At 48.7% G+C, this 22,758-nt stretch carries 19 protein-coding genes and 1 CRISPR repeat array; of the genes, 9 read left to right on the forward strand and 10 right to left on the reverse strand.

What is annotated here, in order from left to right:
• From cas2 to WS_RS07625, 3 genes are all read left to right on the forward strand, one after another.
• Entirely contained in the window at positions 1-291 is a 291-nt protein-coding gene (gene cas2 / locus WS_RS07615; RefSeq protein WP_011139433.1) for a CRISPR-associated endonuclease Cas2, read from the forward strand.
• A complete protein-coding gene (gene cas4 / locus WS_RS07620; RefSeq protein WP_011139434.1) occupies positions 278-859 on the forward strand; it encodes a CRISPR-associated protein Cas4 in 582 nt (193 codons plus the stop codon). The genes cas2 and cas4 overlap by 14 nt, the downstream gene beginning before the upstream one ends.
• 211 nt (positions 860-1,070) lie before the next feature.
• Positions 1,071-2,640: a CRISPR direct-repeat array (repeat unit 37 nt; unit sequence GCAACACTTTATAGCAAATCCGCTTAGCCTGTGAAAC).
• Between the two features lie 230 nt (positions 2,641-2,870).
• Positions 2,871-3,455 (forward strand): hypothetical protein, encoded by a 585-nt coding sequence (locus WS_RS07625; protein WP_011139435.1) that lies wholly within the window; start codon positions 2,871-2,873, stop codon positions 3,453-3,455.
• 10 nt (positions 3,456-3,465) lie between these two features.
• On the opposite strand, the gene WS_RS07630 is transcribed toward WS_RS07625, so the two are convergent.
• From WS_RS07630 to WS_RS07655, 6 genes are all read right to left on the reverse strand, one after another.
• Positions 3,466-3,777, reverse strand: coding sequence for a hypothetical protein (locus WS_RS07630; RefSeq protein WP_011139436.1), 312 nt, complete (start codon positions 3,775-3,777; stop codon positions 3,466-3,468).
• A 4-nt stretch (positions 3,778-3,781) separates the two neighbouring features.
• Complete coding sequence (locus tag WS_RS07635; RefSeq protein ID WP_011139437.1) at positions 3,782-5,113, reverse strand: NFACT family protein; 1,332 nt, start codon at positions 5,111-5,113, stop codon at positions 3,782-3,784.
• Positions 5,113-6,645: an AAA family ATPase gene (locus WS_RS07640; protein WP_041572204.1), complete on the reverse strand. Its 1,533-nt coding sequence runs from the start codon at positions 6,643-6,645 to the stop codon at positions 5,113-5,115. The genes WS_RS07635 and WS_RS07640 overlap by 1 nt, the downstream gene beginning before the upstream one ends.
• Positions 6,642-7,514, reverse strand: a complete 873-nt coding sequence (locus WS_RS07645; RefSeq protein WP_011139439.1) for an NAD(+)/NADH kinase — start codon at positions 7,512-7,514, stop codon at positions 6,642-6,644. Before WS_RS07645 ends, WS_RS07640 begins: the two co-directional genes overlap by 4 nt.
• The gene (locus tag WS_RS07650) at positions 7,511-8,176 is read right to left on the reverse strand and encodes a hypothetical protein (RefSeq protein ID WP_011139440.1); all 666 of its coding nucleotides are present in this window, start codon (positions 8,174-8,176) and stop codon (positions 7,511-7,513) included. Before WS_RS07650 ends, WS_RS07645 begins: the two co-directional genes overlap by 4 nt.
• An 89-nt stretch (positions 8,177-8,265) precedes the next feature.
• Positions 8,266-9,069, reverse strand: coding sequence for a J domain-containing protein (locus WS_RS07655; protein WP_041572206.1), 804 nt, complete (start codon positions 9,067-9,069; stop codon positions 8,266-8,268).
• A gap of 157 nt (positions 9,070-9,226) precedes the next feature.
• On the opposite strand from WS_RS07655, the gene WS_RS07660 reads away from it, so the two are divergent.
• From WS_RS07660 to WS_RS07670, 3 genes are all read left to right on the forward strand, one after another.
• The gene (locus WS_RS07660; RefSeq protein ID WP_041571865.1) at positions 9,227-9,976 is read left to right on the forward strand and encodes a sulfite exporter TauE/SafE family protein; all 750 of its coding nucleotides are present in this window, start codon (positions 9,227-9,229) and stop codon (positions 9,974-9,976) included.
• A gap of 65 nt (positions 9,977-10,041) precedes the next feature.
• Positions 10,042-12,855: an excinuclease ABC subunit UvrA gene (gene uvrA / locus WS_RS07665; RefSeq protein ID WP_011139443.1), complete on the forward strand. Its 2,814-nt coding sequence runs from the start codon at positions 10,042-10,044 to the stop codon at positions 12,853-12,855.
• Positions 12,856-12,975: 120 nt separating this feature from the next.
• A complete protein-coding gene (locus WS_RS07670; protein ID WP_011139444.1) occupies positions 12,976-13,425 on the forward strand; it encodes a rhodanese-like domain-containing protein in 450 nt (149 codons plus the stop codon).
• A 52-nt stretch (positions 13,426-13,477) separates the two neighbouring features.
• Here WS_RS07670 and WS_RS10860 read toward each other — a convergent pair whose 3' ends face one another.
• Positions 13,478-15,391, reverse strand: coding sequence for an HD domain-containing phosphohydrolase (locus WS_RS10860; protein ID WP_011139445.1), 1,914 nt, complete (start codon positions 15,389-15,391; stop codon positions 13,478-13,480).
• 122 nt (positions 15,392-15,513) lie between these two features.
• On the opposite strand from WS_RS10860, the gene WS_RS10710 reads away from it, so the two are divergent.
• The 3 genes from WS_RS10710 to WS_RS07690 are packed head-to-tail and all read left to right on the forward strand — an operon-like array spanning position 15,514 to position 20,178.
• A complete protein-coding gene (locus WS_RS10710) occupies positions 15,514-16,704 on the forward strand; it encodes a FecR family protein (RefSeq protein ID WP_011139446.1) in 1,191 nt (396 codons plus the stop codon).
• A gap of 9 nt (positions 16,705-16,713) precedes the next feature.
• On the forward strand, positions 16,714-18,036 hold the full coding sequence (locus WS_RS07685) for a surface lipoprotein assembly modifier (RefSeq protein WP_011139447.1): 1,323 nt from the start codon (positions 16,714-16,716) through the stop codon (positions 18,034-18,036).
• On the forward strand, positions 18,037-20,178 hold the full coding sequence (locus WS_RS07690) for a CHASE2 domain-containing protein (RefSeq protein ID WP_011139448.1): 2,142 nt from the start codon (positions 18,037-18,039) through the stop codon (positions 20,176-20,178).
• A gap of 14 nt (positions 20,179-20,192) precedes the next feature.
• Here WS_RS07690 and WS_RS07695 read toward each other — a convergent pair whose 3' ends face one another.
• From WS_RS07695 to mnmA, 3 genes are all read right to left on the reverse strand, one after another.
• Complete coding sequence (locus tag WS_RS07695) at positions 20,193-20,738, reverse strand: peptidylprolyl isomerase (RefSeq protein ID WP_011139449.1); 546 nt, start codon at positions 20,736-20,738, stop codon at positions 20,193-20,195.
• Positions 20,710-21,639, reverse strand: coding sequence for a ribose-phosphate pyrophosphokinase (locus WS_RS07700; protein WP_011139450.1), 930 nt, complete (start codon positions 21,637-21,639; stop codon positions 20,710-20,712). Before WS_RS07700 ends, WS_RS07695 begins: the two co-directional genes overlap by 29 nt.
• Before the next feature lie 66 nt (positions 21,640-21,705).
• Positions 21,706-22,758 (reverse strand): tRNA 2-thiouridine(34) synthase MnmA, encoded by a 1,053-nt coding sequence (mnmA, locus tag WS_RS07705; RefSeq protein ID WP_129545314.1) that lies wholly within the window; start codon positions 22,756-22,758, stop codon positions 21,706-21,708.

A 22,758-nucleotide genomic window follows, 5' to 3' on the forward strand; every position in this document is an offset into this window, starting at 1 on the left:
ATGAAGCTATTTTTTGAAGTTATTGTCTCTTATGACATAGAAGACAATAGAAATCGTAAAAAACTTTTTGAGGAACTAAAAGACATGGGACTATCGCCTATTCAAAAATCTGTCTTCTGGGGACACCTCAAGCTAGCAGAGATAAAAATCCTTCCGAATCTTTTTTGCAAATATTGCTCTGATGGCGATAAAGCATTCTTTGTAAAAGCTCGGCTATCCTCCGAGATAGTTAAAAATGGTTTTGGCTACACTAGTAAAATCTTTGAAATCAAAGAATATGACATCATATAAACTACCAATAAATCTTATTCGTCAGTATCTTTTTTGCCCTAGGGTTGTCTATTTTTTAGAGGTACTAAATATCCCCAAGGCATCTCCAGTATGGGTAAAAGAAGGTAGTGCGCACCATAGAAAACAAACTGAACTTTTCAAACGCCGCACACTCGCTAGATTTCATCTTGAGAACGCCAAGCTATCTACAAATGTGATGCTCTTTCATGAAAATTTTAACTTTTATGGTATATGTGATATTTTAATTATTAGCGAAGAGAGTGTCTATCCTGTAGAAATAAAGTTACACGGCGAGAAGATAACAAAGGCACAAAAGGCACAAATTGTAGCTTATGGTGTTCTTGCGGAGGCAATCTATAGAAAAAAGCTTGAGATGGGGTTTGTGCTATTTGAAAAAAATAGCAAAACCATACCAATAAAAATATCAGATGGAGACAAGGCGGAGATAAATAATTTCGTAAAGAAGATAATAGAAATGATAGAGTTAGGCAATCTACCTCACTCCAGTGCCGACGGAAGTAAATGCACGCAGTGTGAGTTCTTGAACTACTGCAATGACAGGTTTTAAAAAGTCCCGCCATGTACAATACAGTGGGCGGGTCTATTATATCTTTTTGATGATTTCAAGGCATCGAACGGATTTGCTATAAAGTGTTGCGGGAACATTCTAACAAATTTTTCTAAAAAAAACCTTGTTTTGGCACAAGGTATCAATTTTAGAAAATTTTACGATTCTCATCCTCTGCAAATACCCAAAAAATGGACATCTTCAGAGGGGGGCAACACTTTATAGCAAATCCGCTTAGCCTGTGAAACCCGCATACAGGGCAAACCACATCTATCAATACGCTATGCAACACTTTATAGCAAATCCGCTTAGCCTGTGAAACTCGGTAAGCTCAATTAAGCCCTGTAATAGTTGCTTCGCAACACTTTATAGCAAATCCGCTTAGCCTGTGAAACTAAACCTAGAAAACGGAATACTCGCCGCGCCTGAAAGCAACACTTTATAGCAAATCCGCTTAGCCTGTGAAACTCGACAATCACGGTGACGATTTCATGAGCACGCAAGAGCAACACTTTATAGCAAATCCGCTTAGCCTGTGAAACCTCTTCAAATTCTACAAATGAGGCGGGTTCTACTTTCAGCAACACTTTATAGCAAATCCGCTTAGCCTGTGAAACATCAACCCAAACTTTTTTAGTATATAAGCGACTCTTCAAGCAACACTTTATAGCAAATCCGCTTAGCCTGTGAAACGTTTCGCAGAGTAGCATGAGTGCCACCCTGTATTGCAACACTTTATAGCAAATCCGCTTAGCCTGTGAAACTCTGTGTAAATATCTGCATTAAACCCAAGTCTTGATAGCAACACTTTATAGCAAATCCGCTTAGCCTGTGAAACTAGATTTATTGTTTTCCTTCTTCACCCCGCCCACGGCAACACTTTATAGCAAATCCGCTTAGCCTGTGAAACCATAAGAGTGGCGTTCCTCATACTCATATTAGTTTCGCAACACTTTATAGCAAATCCGCTTAGCCTGTGAAACTTCTTTCTTGCCCCTTAACTGTTTTTGTTGTGGTAGGCAACACTTTATAGCAAATCCGCTTAGCCTGTGAAACACAACATCAATCTGAGCATCGACGCAGAAGAGTTTGCAACACTTTATAGCAAATCCGCTTAGCCTGTGAAACGAGCTCACCGAAGCTTTTCAGTCTGCGCTAGCACCGCAACACTTTATAGCAAATCCGCTTAGCCTGTGAAACCTGATACTCATAGAGCCTACGAGGCACGGGCTGTAGCAACACTTTATAGCAAATCCGCTTAGCCTGTGAAACACTCCGCAAGAGCGAATCTATCGAACTACAATGTGAGGGCAACACTTTATAGCAAATCCGCTTAGCCTGTGAAACCAAAAGGGCATTTTAGAGATCTACCCGCTGATGAGCGCAACACTTTATAGCAAATCCGCTTAGCCTGTGAAACCCGCTTGAAACATTGTATCGAACCACTACCGCAGGGCAACACTTTATAGCAAATCCGCTTAGCCTGTGAAACTTTTTATCTCTTTGTAGTCAAAACAAATATCAGTTTGCAACACTTTATAGCAAATCCGCTTAGCCTGTGAAACCCTCAATATGGATGCTTGATTTTGCCATCTTTCCCCGCAACACTTTATAGCAAATCCGCTTAGCCTGTGAAACTTGGGAACTGCTCCCAACAGGGTTGTTTCCTTCTTGCAACACTTTATAGCAAATCCGCTTAGCCTGTGAAACTTTGACCGAGTGAAATTTCGGGTGCTCAATTCGAGCAACACTTTATAGCAAATCCGCTTAGCCTGTGAAACTTTGAAATCTCCCGACAGACTGTCAAAAAGCGATTCCGCAACACTCTATAATAATCCCATCCAGCTTTAACAAAGCATTCTTTGAATCTCAACCAGCGGTCGATTCTTAGGCGAGCGGTTAAAATATTTCAAAAATTATATTTTTTAGATATGATGAATTCCCACCAAGTTCTTCAGATAGTGTTACGACCAATGGAGGTAAAAGCCTCTCTACAAAAAGGAGAAATTCCATGGCAACGCATCAAAAAGCTTCCGTAGAAATCGTCAATCAAAGCGGACACAAGCTTCTCAGTGTCAAAATCATCCACAAATATAGTGACATCGCCTCCTACACCAAGCAGCTCGACTGGACCTCTATCCCAAATGGCGCTAAAAGCTCCAATGCTCAAGAGGTTGATTACAACACAGGAGCCTTCACCACAGGCAGGGATTGGTGGGAGGTGACTTGGGTGAACGATCTTGGTGAAGTCTACTTGACCGACCCACACAACTTCAGAAATCTTCTCGACTTTGGAGAGAAGATTGGTAAGTTTCTCTCTGCGCCAGCCATGGCTATTGGTTCCAAAGTCGCCATCACCAGCCCAGAGCCCACCAGCAAGACCATTGGGGCAGCGGTGGCAGCGACAGGCTTCATCGCCGAACTCCTTCTTAATAGCGGGACGACTGATGGCTACAAACAGCACATCCTACGGAGCGAGGACACCAAGGTGACGACTCAGGTGATCATCAAGGGCAACGAAGTGGAATTCAAATCCAAATCGGGTAGCTCACACACAGGATTCCGCAAGGTTCACACCTTCCCGCTTCCCTATTAAAAAGAAGCTTTCACACTGTGATGTCTAGGATATGGCTAGAGCGCGGAGGGGCGGGAGCCTCTTCCTCTGGCTCCTCTTTCTCTGACTCCTCTTCCTCTTGATGTTTGGCGGACTGCTCTTTCTCTTTTTCCCTATCAGGATCAAGCGCCTCGGTCTCCTCGGTGGGTCTTACCTCTTCGATCTCATCGAGCTTGTCGTCCATCTCTTGGAGATTGACCATCGCTTGAAAGTCGAGTCGTTGTTGGGCATTGGCGTGTTGGATGGAGGAGGTTTGCATATTTTGGTTGATGTAGGTGACATTGCCGATGGGAGAAACAGCCATGAGTTCACTCCTTTTTTACGGTGATAGTCTCGTGCTTGGCATAGACGACTTGCGCGCCCTCCGTGATCTTGACAAATTTCCTTTTAGTAAAATCGACCCAATAATTCCCGCCTGAAACATCCAAGAATCCGACTAGAATCTCCGCCGCCTTTTGCAATATATTAGCATGAATCTTCCCTTTTCCGCCACGAAGAATCATATGCGAAGAGGGAATATCCCTCACATGGAGCCATGTGTCCTCTGCCTTGGCGCTCTGGAGGAGTTTCACATTTTCTCTCTCATTCTTCCCAAAGGAGACCTTCACCCCCTCAATGAAAAAGCTCTCAAACTCCTCTTTTTTCTCCTCGCTCTTGAACGCGCGCTGTTTTTTTGGCGCGAGAATCATCACATCCTCGACACTCTTAGCGGCTTTAATAAGCGCTATTTGGCGATTATAGAAGAGAATCTTATCCTCTAGCATCTCCCGCTCAATGTGGAGATTCTTCGCCTTTTGTTCTAGCTTCTTGGAGCTTTCAAAAAAGATCTGTGCCGCCTCACTGAAGCTCCTCGCCAAAGGAGGCATCTCTAGGCTCACCTCGCCCTCTTGGCTCTCAAGCTTCACACAAGAGGAGAAGGAGGAGAGCTTGTAGAGATTCGCAAGCAGAAGAGCTCCCTGCCCCCTTAGGCGCTTTGCTTCTTGTGCCAACTCCTCTTCGTTGGTGATCTGGCTTAGCGAGAGGAGCAGTCGCTCTCGCTTCTTCTCAATAGAGAGAATCGCTCCTTTTTGACGCTCCAAGAGCTCTCTTTCAAGGCGCTTTTGATACTCCATCTCCAAAAGCTCTTGGATGCCAAGCCCCTCAGGCAATGCCCTCTCTGCTAGAGGCTTGGAGGGTTCGGGCAAAGAATCGAGCTTCTGTCCGATTTTCACCTCTCTAAAAGAGCGCTCATTTCCGATATGACGGAGCGCATCAATCACCACTCCCGCTTCATCTAACAAAATCGCATTCGTATTGCGCCCCGTGAATTCGAGCTGGAGAATCGAACGGAGACTCTTATAGCTCCCCCGATTCTCTAGGCCGATTTGAAGGATTCGATTCCCCCCCTCCACTCGCGCCCAAAGGATATTGGCTCTAGCGGCATAGCGCTGGAGCGAGAGGTCAAAAGGGGCTTGATACTGCTTCATACCAAAAAGAGGCGGAGCGATAAACGCCGTGGATCGTCCCCGCGTCAAATCGATATAGTAGAGCGCATTGTCACACTCAAGCTTGAAGAGGTTATCGCCCGTGCGTTTGAGATTGACGAGCGTCTGATGAGAGGCGAGTTGCTCAGAAAATCGCCGAAGCAGAGAGAGATTCATTAGGGCTTGGACTCAAGACGCTTTTTGGCAAACTCAAGCGCCTCAGGCGTGATCTCGCTTCCACTCACGATTCGCGCAATCTCTAATATCTGCCCCTCTCTATCAAGCCTCTCAATCGTGCTTCCTTTAGCCTCTTTTTTGACCAAAAAGTGGCGATGGGCGTAGGAGGGCATGTGGGGCTGGTGCGAGATGGCAAGAATCTGATAGGAGCGCGAGAGCTCTTGGAGCACCCTGGCCACCCCTTCTGATTCCTCACCGCTTAAATTGCTGTCGATCTCATCCAAGATAAGCACTCCAAGCCTCTTGGAGTGCCTCGCCTCAAGCGCTAAGAGGGCAAGCCTTAGGCGGTTAAACTCCCCTGAGCTCACCGATTCGGCTTTGGCATTCCCCAGCATGAGTCGCACCCAATCCTGCCCCTTGGCATGAAGAGTTGATTCTTCTAAAGCAAGCTTAGCGCAAGGAAGCAGAAGTGCTCCTAGACGCTCATTGAGCAACGACTCAAGCTTTGGAACATAGCTCAATCGACTCTCGTGGAGACGACTGGATAGGGCTTTGGTGCTCTTCTCTAGCTGGGTGAGCTCTTTTTGGAGTGCCTCTTTGGAGAAGGTGAGATTCTCATAACGCTCCAGCTCTTTTTGCTTTTGCACCAGATAGGCAAGCGCCTCCTCCTCTCCACCATAGCGCCGATTCAAATCCGCGAGCTTCTCAAGACGATCTAAGAGGCTCTCTGCATCCATCTCCTCTAGCTCCAAAAGATGGCCTCTCTCCTCTTCAATGAGCGCTCTTAGCTCGTTCATCACCGATTCAAAGAACTCTTTCTCGCGCCCTAGAAGCTCCAAAAAAGCATTCACCGAGCGCTCCCCCTCCAAGAATCGCTCTACTTTTTCACACGATTCTTGTATCTTCTCTTTTTTGGAGAGGCTTTTTTTGAGCCTCATGAGCTCCTCGTGCTCCCCTTTTTTGGGATTGATCTGGCGGATTTTGGCGATCTCAAAGCGGGCAAACTCTTTGAGCTCTTCGACCCTTGACTCCTCCTCGGCGACTCTTTTTAGCTCCTCTTTGACTCTTGTAAGCTCCAAAAATCGCTCCGCATAACTCTCTAGGAGCTCTTTAAAAGAGGGTTCTTGATGGAGGATAAAGCCATCTAGCAGACCCAAAAGCCTCGCAGGCTCAAGCTCCTCACCATTTTTGGGATTGACATGCTTGATAAACCCTGAGGCGATCTCCGCTACACGCTTCTTGGAGAGGGATTGGGAGTTGACAAAGTAGCGCACTTTCTCCTTTTTGAGAATCGAGAAGGTGGTCTCCTCCTCATGAGCCACTCCCCACTCTTCTAACGAATAGGGAATCTCCAGCACCCCCTCAATGAGCTCGGCGTTGCTCTCTCTAAGACCAAAGAGGGCTAGAATCGATTCCATAAGGAGTGACTTTCCCGCACCACTGGCTCCACTAAAGACATTGAATCCCTCATGAAGTTCAAGGCTCTCATGAGCAAAGGCGGGGGAGTTTTTGATGAGCAGTCGCGAGATCAAGCATCCCCCCAACTGAACTTCTCTCGAAGCACTTGGAAGTAGTTATGCTCCTTTTTATGCACCAAGAGCGCGGGTCGCTCCGCCACTTTCAATCTCAGTCGATCCCCGTACCCAAAATCCATGATCTCCTGCCCATCCACTACGATATTGGCAAATTCTCCCTCCAGCATCTCCAGCTCCACCTCAAATTCGCTAGGCAGCACCAAAGGGCGCTGAGTGAGCGAGTGGGCGCAAATAGGGGTGAGAATCATGTTTTTGGAGTAGGGATAGACCACAGGTCCGCCTGCACTGATGTTGTAGGCGGTAGAGCCTGTTGGGGTGGCGACAATGAGACCATCGCCAAAATAGGTGTTAAAGGGCTCCTCTCCGATGGAGGCTTTCACATGGATCATCCCTGAAATAGGTCGCCTTGTAACGATGGCTTCATTAAAGGCAAAGAAGCGCTGAGTGCCTTTAGGACTGGAGAGCTCACCCTCTAGCATGAGACGAGAATCGATACGATACTCGCCTGCTTTGAGCTTTTGGACGAACGCCTCCACTTCATCTTGGCGCACATCGGTCAAAAAACCCAATCGCCCCATATTGATTCCAAGGATTGGCTTCCCATAGGGATAGCTTCGGCGCACCACTGAGATGAGCGTCCCATCTCCTCCAATAGAGACGAGCATATCCGATTCACTGCAGAGGCGCTGAAAATCGCAGCCATAAATTCCGATCATCCCGCCGCTGATACTATCAAGCATCACCTCGATTCCCTCTCTCTCAAAAAGAGAGCGAACCTGAAGAAAAAATTCTTTGAGTGAGGGGCTGGAGGGGCGCAGAATCACGCCCACTTTAGAGAGAGAGGAGAGGGGCTGCATAAGAATCACTCAACAAAATAGGCTTTGATTCGATAGCCTCGGTGGTTGGCCTCTTGCACACTAGGGCCTTCAAAGACGACCGCTCTAGGGAGCTTCTCTTGAATCATCCTAATCGCCTCTCTCGCTCGAAAACTCGCCAAACCTTCTTGCTTGAGCTCAGGAGAGAGTCCGCGATAAGGAGTCGAATCGACGATTCCCTGCACTTCAAACGCGACCACTCGCTTATCCTCCTCCAGCTCTTTGTTGACATTGGCCGCCAAAGAGAGGGCACAATTCTCAGGAATCGCCCAAAATCCAACATTCATCGCGTAGCACTCGGTGATGATTCTCTCTTTGGGCTTGAGGGTGTATTGGAGCTTGATTTTCACGCTATCTTGCTCGCTCTTAGCTCCCGCTAGGCTTGTGCTGAGGCGCTCAATCTGCTTTTGTTTGCTCTCTAGCTCAATCTTTAGGCGCTCTAGCTCAGGACTAGTTGATTCGCCTGAGAGAGCAGGAAGAATCGGCTTCTCCATAGGGGCGTTACCTCCCCCAAAAAGCGGCTTGTCTTTGCTTTTGGCCCAGAAGACATAATAGACACTTCCTAGCACCACCAGCAACAAAAAGGTGAAGAGAAAAATATAAAAAACAGCACTTGATCGCTTTTTTTCTTCTATCTCGACTTCTTCTTCCATGGGGCTTCTCCTCCTTGACTCAATCTCAGTTTTTAAGAGGCAATAAGTCTAGATTGTATCACAGGGAGGATTAATCGGGTATTACGGAATCAAGCGATTTGTCGGAGGCTCACTTTGAGGCGTTCATAAGCCTCTTGAATGCTTCTAAATCGTTCGGTATAGCCCTGCACAATCGAGGAATCTTGCCCATAAACATTATCAGGATGAAACTCCCTAGCGAGCTCTAGGTAGCGGTTTTTAATCGTGCTCCAATCATCATTCACCTTGCAAGAGAGCACTTTGAGGCTTTGGCGAATGAGCCTCTCCTCTTTGGTCATGTAGTCCCATGACTCAAACCCTTCAAAGCGATTGTGCGCCTTGAACGAATCATAATCAAAATCGAGCACCACATTGTGGATCACTTTTTGGGAGAGGATTCCCATTAGCTTTTCCCAGAACTGCGTCCTCGTGCTATCAAGATAGAGCTCTTGCTTGCCATAGCTCACGATATACTCTTCAAAGGCCGAGATAAGATAGCGGCGCGCCAGACGGCTTGGCCTATTGAGGCAGAGGGCGATTCGCTCGGGCTGGATGAATCGCATCGCCACCTGAACATACTCTAGCACGCTCGCCTCGTCCATGATCTTGATTCGAATGGGAAGCTCACTATTCTCTAACAGTCTCTCAAAAGGGACACTTTTTTGGCGCGACTCTTTCTGGAGTCCGATATGATAAGCCCAATTGAGAAAGTAATCTTTTTTGAGCCGCTCCCCATCATCAAGAATCAAAATCGAGCTAGAGAGCCGATAGCTCTGCGAAAAATGGCGCGTGGCAAACGAGATCGCACGCTTCAAAAACTCGGAGTCTCTTTGGATGCTGATCTGAATGTATTTCTCAAAAAGTTCAAGCTTCATCTCTACTTCTCCGCTTCGATTCTTGGGGTTGCATCGAGGTTTTATTAATCCAAAGAAGCAAAGCGCGTTCCACAAACTCCTTTAAGGGGGGCGCTATATAATAGTCACTTCAACTTCGAGCCTCTAAAACTTTACAAAAGAAAGTAAACAAGCGATCATGGAATATCCGATTCTTCTTGGCCTAGGCCTTTTTGCTGGAATCTTGGCAGGATTCTTTGGCATTGGTGGAGGCACCTTCATCGTGCCTGCAATGATTTTAATGGGGCATGACATCAAGACCGCGGTGGGAATCTCCATTATGCAGATGACCTTCTCCTCTCTCTTTGGCTCCTATGTCAACTTCAAAAAGTCCAATCTCGATCTCAAAGATGGCCTCTATGTAGGCATCGGCGGGTTTCTTGGCGCCATGTGGAGCGGTACAGTGGTCGATAATGTCCCCTCCAAATTCCTTGAAATCGCCTTCTTTTTTATTGTGATCTACTCCATCTATCGATTCAGTCGCAACCCTGCCGCTGGCACCAACGACCCCAATCACCCCACGCCAAGCCGCTGGCTCCTCATCGCTATTGGGGCTTTCACGGGAGTCTTTGCCATCTCGCTAGGGATTGGCGGAGGGATGATGCTCGCCCCTCTTCTTGGCTATTACCTCGGCTACAGCTCCAAAAAGGTGATTCCCATCGCCCTCTTTTTTGTCATCTTCTCCTCTGTTTCAGGTTTTGCGAGCCTTGCCTATCATGGCTATGTCGATTATGAACATGGACTCATCGTGGGACTGGCCTCCCTCTTTGGCGTCCAAACAGGAATCTATCTCCTCCAAAAAATCGATGCCAAGCGCCATAAATACGCCCTTCTACTCATGTATATCGTGGTGCTTCTTGTCATGCTCAAGAAGATTCTAGGTCTCTAACTCGCCCCTTTTAGGGGGCAGATGATATAATCGCCCCCTTAAAATTGTGCGCGTAAGGAATCATCTTGATCGACAAAATCTCTGTTTGGGGCGCCAAAGAGAACAATCTCAAAAATATCAACCTTGAGATTCCCAAGAATCGTCTCGTCGTCTTCACTGGTCTTAGCGGCAGCGGCAAGAGCACGCTTGCTTTTGATACCCTTTATGCCGAAGGGCAGCGCCGATACATCGAATCGCTCTCTAGCTATGCACGGCAGTTTCTTGATCGCGTGGGCAAGCCCAATGTGGACAAGATTGACGGACTCACACCCGCCATCGCCATCGACCAAAAGACCACCTCTAAGAATCCTCGCTCCACCGTGGGCACAATCACGGAGATTTATGACTACCTGAGGCTCCTTTACGCGCGAATTGGTACACAGCACTGCCACCTCTGCGGTGAGCCCATCTCCCAAATGAGTGCGAGCGATATCATCGAGCAGGTGCTCTCCCTCCCCCAAGATTCCAAGGCGATCATCCTCGCCCCGATCATCAAAGAGAAGAAGGGGACCTTCGCCGATAAGATCGAATCACTTCGCCATAAAGGCTATGTGAGAGCGCAGGTCAATGGCGTGATGGTGCGACTGGATGAGGAGATCAACCTAGCCAAGACCAAAAAACACACCATCAAAATCGTGATCGATCGCGTGGTGATCAACGAAGCCAACAAAGAGCGAATCGCACAAGATGTCGAAAAGGCGCTCAAAGAGTCTTATGGAGAGGTGGAGGTGGAGATTCTCGGCCAAACGCCTGATGAGCCCAGCCGACTCATCCACTACAGCGAGCACCTCGCCTGCTTTGATTGCAAGGTGAGCTTTGAGCCCCTAGAGCCTCTCTCCTTCTCCTTTAACTCCCCCAAGGGAGCCTGCCCTGAGTGCGATGGACTTGGAATTCGCTACAGCATCGATGTCAAAAAAATCATCGATCCCCACCTGCCCCTAGGCAAAGGCGGAATCAAAGTGATCTATGGCTTCAATAAAGGTTACTACAGCGAACTTTTCCACGCTTTTTGCGCCCAAGAGGGAATCGACCCCCAAAAGAGCTTTGAGGAGCTAGAGGAACACCAGAAGAAGTGGGTGCTCCACGGAAGCGCGAGCGATGTCACCTTCACATGGAAAAGCTCCACACTCAAACGCCCCTGGCGAGGTATCATCCAAATCGCCTACGATATGTTCAAGGATGAAAAAGAGCTCAATGATTACATGAGTGAAAAGGTGTGCGATCTCTGTCATGGCCATCGGCTCAAACTCTCCTCACTCGCCGTCAGGGTCGCCCAAAGAGGAATGGGCGAGATTTTGGATATGCCCATTGAGGAGTGCTACAGCTTCTTTGAGGATGAGGCCAACTTCCTCTACTTGAGCGAGCAAAAGCGCTTCATCGCCGCACCCATTCTCAAAGAGATTCGCGAGAGGCTCTATTTTCTCTACGATGTAGGTCTAGGCTACCTCTCCCTAGGGCGAGACGCGCGAACCATCAGCGGAGGAGAATCACAGCGAATCCGTATCGCTAGCCAAATTGGCAGCGGGCTTACGGGCGTAATGTATGTCCTAGATGAGCCCAGCATCGGGCTCCATGAGCGAGACACGCTCAGACTCATCAAAACCCTCCGCAGCCTTCAAGAAAAAGGCAATAGCGTCATTGTCGTGGAGCACGACAAAGAGACCATCGAACACGCCGACTTTATTGTGGATATTGGTCCGGGTGCGGGGAAATTTGGCGGAGAGGTGGTCTTTGCTGGAACTCTAGAGGAGCTCAAAGCTCAAAGCACCCTCACTGCGCAATACCTCAAGGGTGAAAAGAGAATCGAATATTTCCATCGCCGGCCTCAGCAAGATTGGCTAGAGATTAAAAATGTCACTATCAACAACATCAAAAATCTCAATGTGAAAATCCCTCTAGCCAATTTCGTCTGTATCACAGGCGTGAGCGGCAGCGGCAAAAGCTCACTCATCCTCCAAACCCTCCTTCCCGTAGCCCAAGAGCTACTCAACAATGCCCGCAAGGTCAAGAAAGTGGATGGAGTGGAGATTGAGGGGTTGGAGAGACTGGATAAAGTGATCTATCTAGATCAAAGCCCCATCGGTCGAACCCCAAGAAGCAACCCCGCCACCTACACGGGCGTGATGGACGAGATTCGCTCCCTATTTGCCGAGACCAAAGAGGCGCAGATTCGAGGCTATGGCGTGGGACGATTTAGCTTCAATGTCAAGGGCGGACGATGCGAAAAATGCCAAGGCGAGGGCGAGATCAAAATCGAGATGCACTTCTTGCCCGACATCATGGTCAAATGCGACAGTTGTCATGGAAGCCGCTACAACCTCCAAACGCTTGAAGTGGCCTACAAAGGCAAAAACATCGCCGATGTGCTGGGCATGAGCGTGGATGAGGCGCTCGAATTTTTCGCCCCGATTCCCAAAATCGCTCAAAAGCTCCAAACTCTAAGCGATGTAGGGCTTGGCTACATCACCTTGGGACAAAATGCCATCACGCTAAGCGGCGGGGAGGCACAGAGAATCAAACTCGCCAAAGAGCTGGGACGAAAAGACACAGGGCAGACGCTCTATATCCTTGATGAGCCCACCACAGGGCTTCACTTTGCCGATGTGGATCGCCTCACCAAGGTGCTCCACCATCTCACTGACTTAGGCAATAGCGTGATTGTCATTGAGCACAACCTCGACATGATCAAAAATGCCGACTATGTGATTGACATTGGGCCTGAGGGCGGGAGCAAGGGAGGAAGAATCGTGGATGAGGGCACGCCCGAAGAGGTCGCCAAGCGATGGAGAGAGCGAGGCAGCCACACGGGTGAGTTTCTCGCCAAAGAGCTGGGGATGTGAGTTTTTTGATAAATTAATCGTTTATAATGAATAAAAAATAGTTATAGTTTAATAAAAAAAGATAAGCTCTTATGATTTAACATCTCTCTTGGCTTCAAACTAAATCTAAAGGAGGAGAGTATGTTTCGTCTCTTTGTCACCGCTCTTATCATAGCTCTTGGGTTGGCGCAAGCACAGGCCGCCGACATGGGAGAGAAATTTGATGCAACATTCAAGGCTCAAGTGAAAGCCGCCAAGGCTGATATGGTGATGCTAAGCCCCAAGGATGCCTATAAACTTCTTCAAGAGAATCCCGACATCACCCTCATTGATGTGCGAGATCCTGATGAGCTCAAAGCGATGGGCAAGCCCGATGTCAAAAACTACAAACACATGAGTCGAGGCAAGCTAGAGCCTCTGCTAGCCAAGTCAGGCCTTGATCCTGAAAAGCCCGTGGTGGTATTCTGTAAAACAGCAGCTAGAGCTGCCCTAGCAGGCAAAACCCTCAGGGAATATGGATTTAAAACCATTTACAACTCCGAAGGCGGAATGGACAAGTGGCTTGAAGAAGGGCTTCCCTCTTTGGATTAACTTCCTCTTTTTTTTGGGCTACAAGAGAGGTGAATTCCCTCATTCACCCCTCTTAAACCTCTTTATACATCTCCCTCACCTTCAAAATTTCCTCTAGATTCTCGAAAAAGACCTCAATAAGCCTTGGATCAAAATGCCTCCCTTTTTCCTCTTCTAAAAGCGCGTAGATTCGCTCCAACTCCCAAGCCTTTTTATAGCATCGATCACTCCCCAGCGCATCAAAAACATCCGCTAGAGCGACAATACGCCCATAGAGGTGGATATCTTCGCCCTTTTTGCCCTGAGGATAGCCCGTGCCATTCCACTTTTCATGGTGCTCATGGGCGATGGCGGCTGCGGCTTTGAGGATACGGCGATTGGAGTGTTTGAGCGTCTCATAGCCAAGCCTAGAGTGGCTCTTCATGACCTCAAACTCCTCTTCGGTCAATTTCCCCGGTTTTTTCAAAATCGCATCAGGAATCGCCACTTTGCCAATGTCATGCATGGGCGAGGCGACCTTGACCAGCTCCGCTTCTAGCTCACTTAGACCCATGCCTAGAGCGAGAATCTTGGAGTATTCCGCCACGCGCTTGACATGAAAACCTGTCTCTTTGCTCCGGCTCTCACCAATCTCGGCCATGGTGTAGATGATCTCTTTTTGGGTCTCTTCGATCTCGGCATAAAGCATCGCCGATTCTAGGGCACTCCCTGTGTAGGTCGCCGCCAAAGTGAGATACTTCGCATCCTCTTGGCTGAATCCTTGCGAGAGGGTCATTTTGTTGATCGCCTGATAGGCTCCGATGATCTCGCCCTCACTATTAAAAATGGGCAGTGCGATGATAGAGCGAGTCAGATAGCCCGTTTTCTTATCCACCTCTGGATTGAAACGAGGGTCGTTATAGGGATCATTGATCACGAGGGTCTCGCCCTTTTGTGCCACATACCCAGCGATTCCGCTCCCTAAAGGGATTTTAATCGCATCGATTCCATGAGCGATTTTTGTCCAGAGCTCCCCTTTTTCTCTATCAATCATCCAAATAGTGCATCGATCGGCTGTGACGATCTGCCGCGCCATGCCCGCCATGAGAAGCAGTAGGCGCTCTAGGCTCCGCTCTTGAGCAATCTTGCCCACACACTCAAAGATGATTCCCAAAATCTCTTCTTTGGTTGGCTCCTCCCTGTGACCCTCAAAGAGCTCGGCTGGATCAAAAGGGATAAAAGCCCCATCAGCAAGGATTTTCTCTCGCGAACGCAAAAGCCCTATCGCCCCAACCTCTTGGATGATCTCCTCCCTGTAGGCGGGCTTTAGATGGAAGAGATGGAAGAGCACCTCTTGGCGCACCAATTGAGCGCGCGCCTCTTGAAGGAGCTTGGGCGTAAGATGAGCGGAAGATTTGGCCAGCTTGGCAAAGCGAGAGGGGAAAGAGAGATCAATCACCACCTGCTTGATTTCAGGTCGATGATCGATAAGCTCCCAAATCAAAGGAGAATCATAAGTGTCTGAAGTGAAGTAGATCGCCTGATTCTCTTTTTGAATGATGTATCCCAATGAGCCTTCAGTATGCTCCCCCTTGATGGCTTCAAGACTCACCCCCTCTTCCAACAAAAAGCGATCTCCCGCAGAAATCGCCTCAAAGCACAACGCCTTCTCACTAGAGCCCAAGAGATTAATCTCATGAAACGAGGGCCAAAGCGATCCATCAAAAAGCTTTTCTCGAAGCGTCTTGATGGTCTCCTTGCTCCCATAGACGCAAAGGGGTCGCTTCATCTTGCCATAGTGATAATCAAGCCAAAAGGGAATGTCCACGAGATGGTCAAGATGCGCGTGCGTGAGGAATATCTTCTCCAGCAAAGGCTCCTCTTCCTTAAACCCACGCAAAAGATTTCCCGCATCAATCGCTACGCTTGGCGTCACCCTCACACAAGTGGTACCACTCCTCCCTTCTCTTCCCCCAGAACTCCCCAAAAATCTGATTCCCGATGCCATCTCGCCTCTCCTTGGAGAATGTTTTGTTATTGAATAAAGTTTATCAAATTTAAGCTACAAATAAATAAAATATTACACCAAGTCAGCCTATTTCCCCGCCAAACCTTAAAGGAGTCTCCTCTATGAAGTTCTACAGAATAGGAGCATGTTTGCTCTTTTTTTGCGCTACGTGGCTAAATGCAGGCGTGGGGAAAATCTCCCTGCTTCAGGGTGAAGCGACCCTCACCCGAGGTAATGATTCTCTTCGGGCTCAAAATGCAATGCCCCTAGAAGAGGGGGATTTGATTAAAACAGGCGCGGGGAGTCGCCTTCAGCTGCTTTTTGATGACAAGACAGTGGTCACCTTGGGCGAAGCCACGCTCTTTAGCGTCACCGAATATCTCAAAGAAGGGAGTGATCCCAAGGCAAAATTCAATGTCGCCCAGGGGGCCTTTAAGGTGATTACAGGGCAAATCGGCAAGGTTGCTCCTCAAAACTTTCAAATTCAGACCAAGACCGCCACCATTGGCATCCGAGGAACCATCATCTGGGGAGTCATCGGAGAGGACGGGGATCAAATCGGCTGCCTTGATGGGAGCATTGAAGTGGGCTCCTTGGGAGGAGGTGAGTCTGTGCTTCTTCGGCCCAACCAGATGAGCTTTGTTCCTCCTATGGGACCCCCTACTCCTCCTGCTCCCCTCAATCCTTCCCTCTTCTCCCCTGAAGCCAACTCAGGAGGGGCTCCCATGACTCCTGCTCCTCCTTTGACTTCAGAGAATCAAGGAGAAGGCATGGGTTTGGGAATCCAAGAGCTAGCCAATCAGCTGATCACCCAAGCCAATAACCAACGCCAACTCCAACAGATCGAAGAAAATCTCTCCCCTGTGATGGGGCTTACTCCTGCTTCCTATATTGAAAACCTCATCGTCCAAAATATTTCCCTTGAATATCAAGGAAACATTCATGGCACCGTTACAGATATGAGCTCCAACACTTATAACATTCTTCAAAATGAAGACAATCGCTTCACTCTGGGTATCAATTTTGGAAGCAATTCAAGCTTTGATGTCTTCATGAACTTTGAGATTGGCACCCCCATGGCTCCCACCTATCTCTCAGAGCTTGGATTTGATGGGGATCTCATTGTTAATCCCTCCACCTCTAGTTTTGCCGGAGAGCAGAATAGCGGCATGGGTGTATCAGGTGGCTCAATTTCTGGAGTGTTTAATGGAAGCGGAGCCAATAGCGTCACAGGAGCTATCAATGGTGAGCTCTCACCCCCCTCTTCACCCTCTTATATTCTCAATGGCACCTTTAGTGCCATCAAGCAATAAGGAGCCCCCATGAAAAGAGTTCAACTCTTTGGCGCTTTTTTCGCCTCGGCTCTCTTCCTCTCCTCAACCCTTTGCGCTCAAGATTCTCTAGCCGAGCTTACCCAAGCCCTAGAACTTTTCAAGAATCGTGACTACGCCAACGCCTATCCCCTCTTAGAGAAACTCTCCGAGGCTCACCCTGAAAATCTCGACCTCAACCTCATGCTAGGCGCTAGCGCTCTAGAGCTTAAGCGCTACCACGAGGCGATTGCGGCTTTTGATCGCGCGCTGATTCTTGATCCTCGCAATCTCACTGCAAGAATCCAGATCGCCAAGATCAATTACCTCCTTGGGAACACCACTTTAGCTAGCCAAGAGCTCGATGCTCTGCTCAAGGAAAGTCTCCCTTTGAGCGTGCGCGAAGGAGTGCAGGGGCTTAAAACCCAAGTGGATCAAAGCCAATCCAAACACTCTTTTGGCGGGGCATTCATTCTTGGGGGTGAGTATGACAGCAATGTCAATAACGATATTGGCGGGCGCAACTTCACTCTCCCCTCGCTCAATCTCCAGCTCTTTGGCACCAACACCAAGAGTGACTACGCCCATTTTCAAACTCTAGTCCTTAACCACTCCTACGACATGGGAGAGAAGGAGGGGTGGAAGTGGGATAGCTCTTTGGTTGCCTACAACAAGACCTATTTTGACACCTCCACACGTAATCTTGTCCTCTTTTCGCTCAGCACAGGTCCAAGCTACACTCAAGATGGTTACCAGCTCTCTCTCCCCGTGACTCTAGACAAAGTCTATCTTGCCTCCGATTCTTATCTTGATATCGCTGGAGCGGGAATCCGTCTCAAAAAACTCCTTTCGCCCCGCCTCATGCTTGATGGAGGTTACAGTCGCAAATATAACTCCTACGCCCAAGAGTTCAAGGCACGCAACAGCGACACCAACCTCTTCTATCTAGGTGCTCGCCAAGCCATCGGCGAGGAATCCCCCTATCTCCTCTCGCTCTACTTCGCTTACCGCACCGACAAAGAACGCAATGATCTGCGCTCTGATGTCTCTTACGATGAGTGGGGCGGACGCATAGAGCTCTCCAAGGAGATTTTTGACAAATTCTCTCTCACAGGGGGATACTCCTACAAAAAAACCTCCTACAGCGACACCGACGCTCTCTATCTCAACCACCGCGAAGACAAAGAGAGGCGCTATGAGCTGGGAGTAACCCATGAGCTCTCTAGACGCTCGACGGTCGGACTCAATGTCGCCTACGTCGATCACCCTTCCAATCATGATCCCTTTGATTACGACAAAAGAGTGGTCACTCTGCGATATATGGTCGGTTTTTAAGTGAGCCGCTCAAACCTCCTTGGAATCCTTCTAGTCGCGATTCTCGGATTAGAAGGATTCCTCTATTTCAAACCCATCCCGCTTCTCCTCTCCCTAGAACACAAAATCAAAGATGCGATGTTTTGGTGGCGAGGCGAGAGGGCAGGCAACCCCAACATCCTCATCATCGATATTGACGAGAAAAGCCTCCAAGCCCTAGGCCAATGGCCTTGGAGTCGCGATAAAGTCGCGGTGATTTTAAACAATCTCACCCAAAGCGGCGCGGGAATTATCGGCCTCGATGTGGTTTTTGCCGAGGAGGACGCTAGCTCGCCCGTGAAGATTCTTCAATCCTTGGGAATTGATTCTTCTGGTCTTGTTGATTATGACACTCTCTTAGCCCAAACCCTAGAGAGCTCGCCCGTGGTGGCAGGATATGTCTTTGCGATGCAAGAAGATGGGGTCACCCCACACGGCTCTCCTGCAAGCCGCGCCATAGTGATTGAGCGAGAGAAGCCTGAGCACTCCTATCTTCCTAAGCCCTATCGCGCGATTCTCAACATCCCTCTTCTCCAACAAAGCGCCTACTCAAGCGGTTATTTCAATACCCTCCCTGATGAAGATGGTGTCGTGAGAAGCGTTCCTCTGCTGATGGAATATGAAGGGATTCTCTATCCTGCGCTCTCACTAGAGATGATTCGGCTCGCCCTAGGGGTAGGGAGAATCGAGGTGGAATATTTTGAGCAAGGGGTGCAGGCGGTGCGCCTAGGCGATATCCTCATTCCTACAGATGCGTTTGGTCGGATGCGCCTCAACTACACAGGGGGAGCCAAAAACTACCCCTATCTCTCCGCCTTGGATGTCTATAAAGGGGAGTTTGAGAGGGAGCAGGTCGAGGGCAAACTCCTCCTCCTTGGCACCTCTTCTGCAGGGCTCCTAGACCTCCGTAGCACCCCTTTTGAGAGTGTTTTCCCTGGGGTAGAGGTTCACGCCAATGCACTCGATAACCTCCTCTCAGGCGACTTTATCGCCAAGCCCCTCTGGAGCATGGGGGCGGATGTGACTCTTCTTTTACTGCTCCCTCTAGCGGGCTGGCTGATTCTTCGTCTCTTTGGAGTTTTGCTCTCCTTTTTGGGGATGACATTGCTTCTTTGGGTGCTTTTTGGCGGGCACTACTATTTGATGTTTTCCCAAGGGGTGATTCTCCACACCCTCACCCCCTTAATCGCGACCCTTTCGCTCTTTTTCGGAGGGATCATGATCAACTACTTCTTTGAATCACGCCAAAAAGAGCTCATCAAGGCTAAATTCGCTCGCAAAGTCTCCAAAGCGGTTGTGGAAGAGCTCACCAAAAACCCTAGCGCCCTCTCATTGGAGGGCAAAGAGGCGGAGATCACTATCTTTTTCAGTGATGTGCGCGATTTCACTTCGATTTCAGAGAGCCTCCCCTCCCCTCAAGCGCTCATCGACTTGCTCAACGACTACATGACTCCGATGGTGGAGATCATCACACGCCACCAAGGAACCATCGACAAGTTCATCGGGGATGCGGTGATGGCCTATTGGAATGCGCCCAAGGCTGTCCCTTTTCATGCCGATGAGGCACTCTTGTCCTCTATTGAGCAAATCGAAGAGCTCACCCCTCTCAACGAAAAACTCCAAAACCAAGGGCGCCCCCTTATTCGCATCGGAATCGGGCTTAACAGTGGAAAATGTATCGTTGGGGAGATGGGCTCTTTGGGGCGATCTGATTACACTTGCATTGGCGATCCCGTCAACCTCGCCTCTCGAATCGAGGGACTTTGCAAGGGTTATGGTGCGCTGATTTTGCTCTCAGAATACACTCTTGCTCTCCTTCAGAATCCCAACCGATACGCGCTTAGAGAGATTGATTTTGTTCGAGTCAAAGGCAAAGAGAAGCCCGTGAGAATCTATGAGTGCTTAGGATTTAAAGAGCGCCCATGGAAGGAGAATCCTAGCCAATTTGCTGAGGCGCTGGCGCTCTATAGGCAGGGGCGTTTCAAAGAGGCGCTGGAGGTTTTTGAGAAGCTTAAAGCCCAAAACCCAGAGAAGCTCTTCTCACTCTATACCGAGCGATGCGAGCATTATCTCAATGAACCGCCTAAAGATTTTGATGGAGTGTTTGCCTACAAAACCAAGTGAGCCCTAAAAAAGGGCTACTTGAGGTAGGCTTTGAGGATTTTCTGCTCTTTTTTGGGGCGATCGCTTCGATCCGTCTCGGTGTATTCAATGCGTCTCACCACATCAAACCCTTTAGAGACCTCACCAAAAATGGTGTGCTTGCCGTTGAGCCAAGGGGTGCGAGCCGTCGTGATGAAAAACTGGCTTCCATTACTATTGGGGCCAGAGTTAGCCATCGCCAAGAGCCCCTCTCTATCAAAGGCATAACCTAGAGCAATCTCATCTTCAAAGGGTTTACCCCAAATCGATTCTCCTCCTGTGCCTGTACCCGTAGGGTCGCCCCCTTGGAGCATAAACCGCTTGATCACACGGTGAAAAATGAGCCCATCGTAATAGCCATTCTTTACGTGCGTGGTGAAATTCTCCACCGCCTTGGGAGCAGCCTTAGGGAAGAGGGTGAGCTCGATGGTTCCGCTTGTGGTCTCTAAAACCACCACGGGAGACTCAGCACTCCAAAGCCATGCAGGCAGGAGCATAAAGCCCAAAAAGAGTTTAAACAAAGAGGGAGTTGACGCTCTCATTATGATAGACCCTCCTAATTACTTCAGCAAAGAGCGGCGCAACGCTCAACACTTTGATTTTGCTCGACTCTTTCTTCAAAGGAATAGTGTTCGCCACCACCATCTCATCCAAAGCCCCCTTCTCAATCTTCTCATAGGCCGATCCACTAAAAACAGGATGGGTGCCAAGGGCGATGACACTTGTAGCCCCTTTGCTTTTGAGCACTTCAGCTGCCTTGGCCATCGTGCCTGCGGTGTCAATCATATCATCCACCAAAATCACATCTTTGCCTTGAACATCACCGATGATGTTCATCACTTCGCTGACATTGGCTTTTTCGCGTTTTTTATCCACGATGACTAGGTCAAGTCCAAGCTGATCAGCAAAATATCTCGCCCTCGCCACGCCCCCAATATCAGGGCTAGCGATAATAGGATTGGGGAGGTGTTTGCTCTTCACATAATCCCTAAAGACGATGGAGCCATAGAGGTTGTCCACAGGAATATCAAAGAATCCTTGAATCTGCCCCGCGTGCAGATCCATCGTGATGACACGAGTCGCCCCCGCTCTCTGGAGCAGATCGGCCACAAGCTTAGCGGTGATAGGGACTCTAGGTGCAGCCTTTCGATCTTGTCTGGCATATCCAAAATAGGGAATCACTGCATTAATCGAGCTGGCAGAGCTTCGTTTGAGCGCATCAATCATGATGAGCAGCTCCATGAGATTATCATTGGTCGGAGCACAAGTGGGCTGAACAATAAAGACATCGCGTCCACGGACGCTCTCAGAGATTTGGATATTAATCTCTCCATCACTGAAGCGATTCACTGTCGCGCTAGAGAGAGGGATACCCAAATATTTGGCGATTTCGCCTCCAAATTCGGGGTGGGCGCTCCCCGTGAATATCTTATAGCCTCGCATGAAAACATCGTCCTTTTGGAAGTGGATTTTGGAGCGGTTTAAACGCGAATTATAGGCTAATCTCTCTTAAGATTTGAGCGAAGAATCAAGAATCCATCCTCCGCCTATGACCAAATCCTCTGCATAGAGCACGAGCGCCTGCCCATTGGCGACTCCATAGACCTTCTCTTTCAAATGCGCCACCAAGCGCCCCGACTCATCCAGCCTCACCTCCGCCTTGACTTTCAAAGAGCGATAGCGAATTTTCACCTCGCCCTCAAAGTGCTCAAACCCTTCAGGCAGGGCAAAAGGATCGGCATAGACAACATTTTTGGCGAGCTCCTCCTTAGAGCCCACGATGAGGCGATTCTCTTTGGGGTCGATGGAGAGCACATAGTGTGGATCATGCGCTCCCTTGACCGTGAATCCTTTGCGCTTGCCGATGGTGTATTGCATATAGCCCTTGTGCTCGCCCACCACGCGTCCGCTTGAATCTTGGACGATTCCCTTCTGCTCCACAGGGAAGTGGCGCCTTAGAATATCGATATAGTCGCTCTCCACAAAGCAGATCTCCTGCGATTCTTTGTAGCTCTCCAGCGTCCCAAGCCAAGGCAAAATCTCCAAAGCTTCGGGCTTAATCTCACTTTTGAGTCGATCTCCTAAAGGAAAGATGAGCCTAGAGATGACCGATTCTTTGAGACCAAAGAGGAAGTAGCTCTGATCTTTGCTTTGATCTTTCGCCTCTTGGATTCTCCCCTCTTTCACCCTCGCATAATGCCCTGTGGCAATCTTTTCACACCCTAGCTCAAGAGCCCTCTCTAGAGCAAATCCAAACTTCATGAAGGGATTGCAAAACGCGCAAGGGTTGGGGGTGAGACCCTTTTGATAGGAATCGACAAAGTAGTCATAGACATGCTTTTTAAAGAGCTCTTTAGCATCAAAAATATGAGTCTCTATCCCCAATTTTTGGGATACTTTCTCTATATTTTGAATATTTTGAGCGTGCTTTAGGTCGTTGTCGTGAAGCTTGAGGTAGATTCCCACCACCTCATGTCCAGCCTCTTGAAGAAGATAGGCCGAGTAGGAGGAATCGATCCCTCCACTCATCAATAAAGCGACTTTCATGAGAGTTTCCTGAAT

It is taken from the genome of Wolinella succinogenes DSM 1740 (assembly GCF_000196135.1).
In the GTDB taxonomy this organism is placed as follows: Bacteria; Campylobacterota; Campylobacteria; order Campylobacterales; family Helicobacteraceae; genus Wolinella; species Wolinella succinogenes.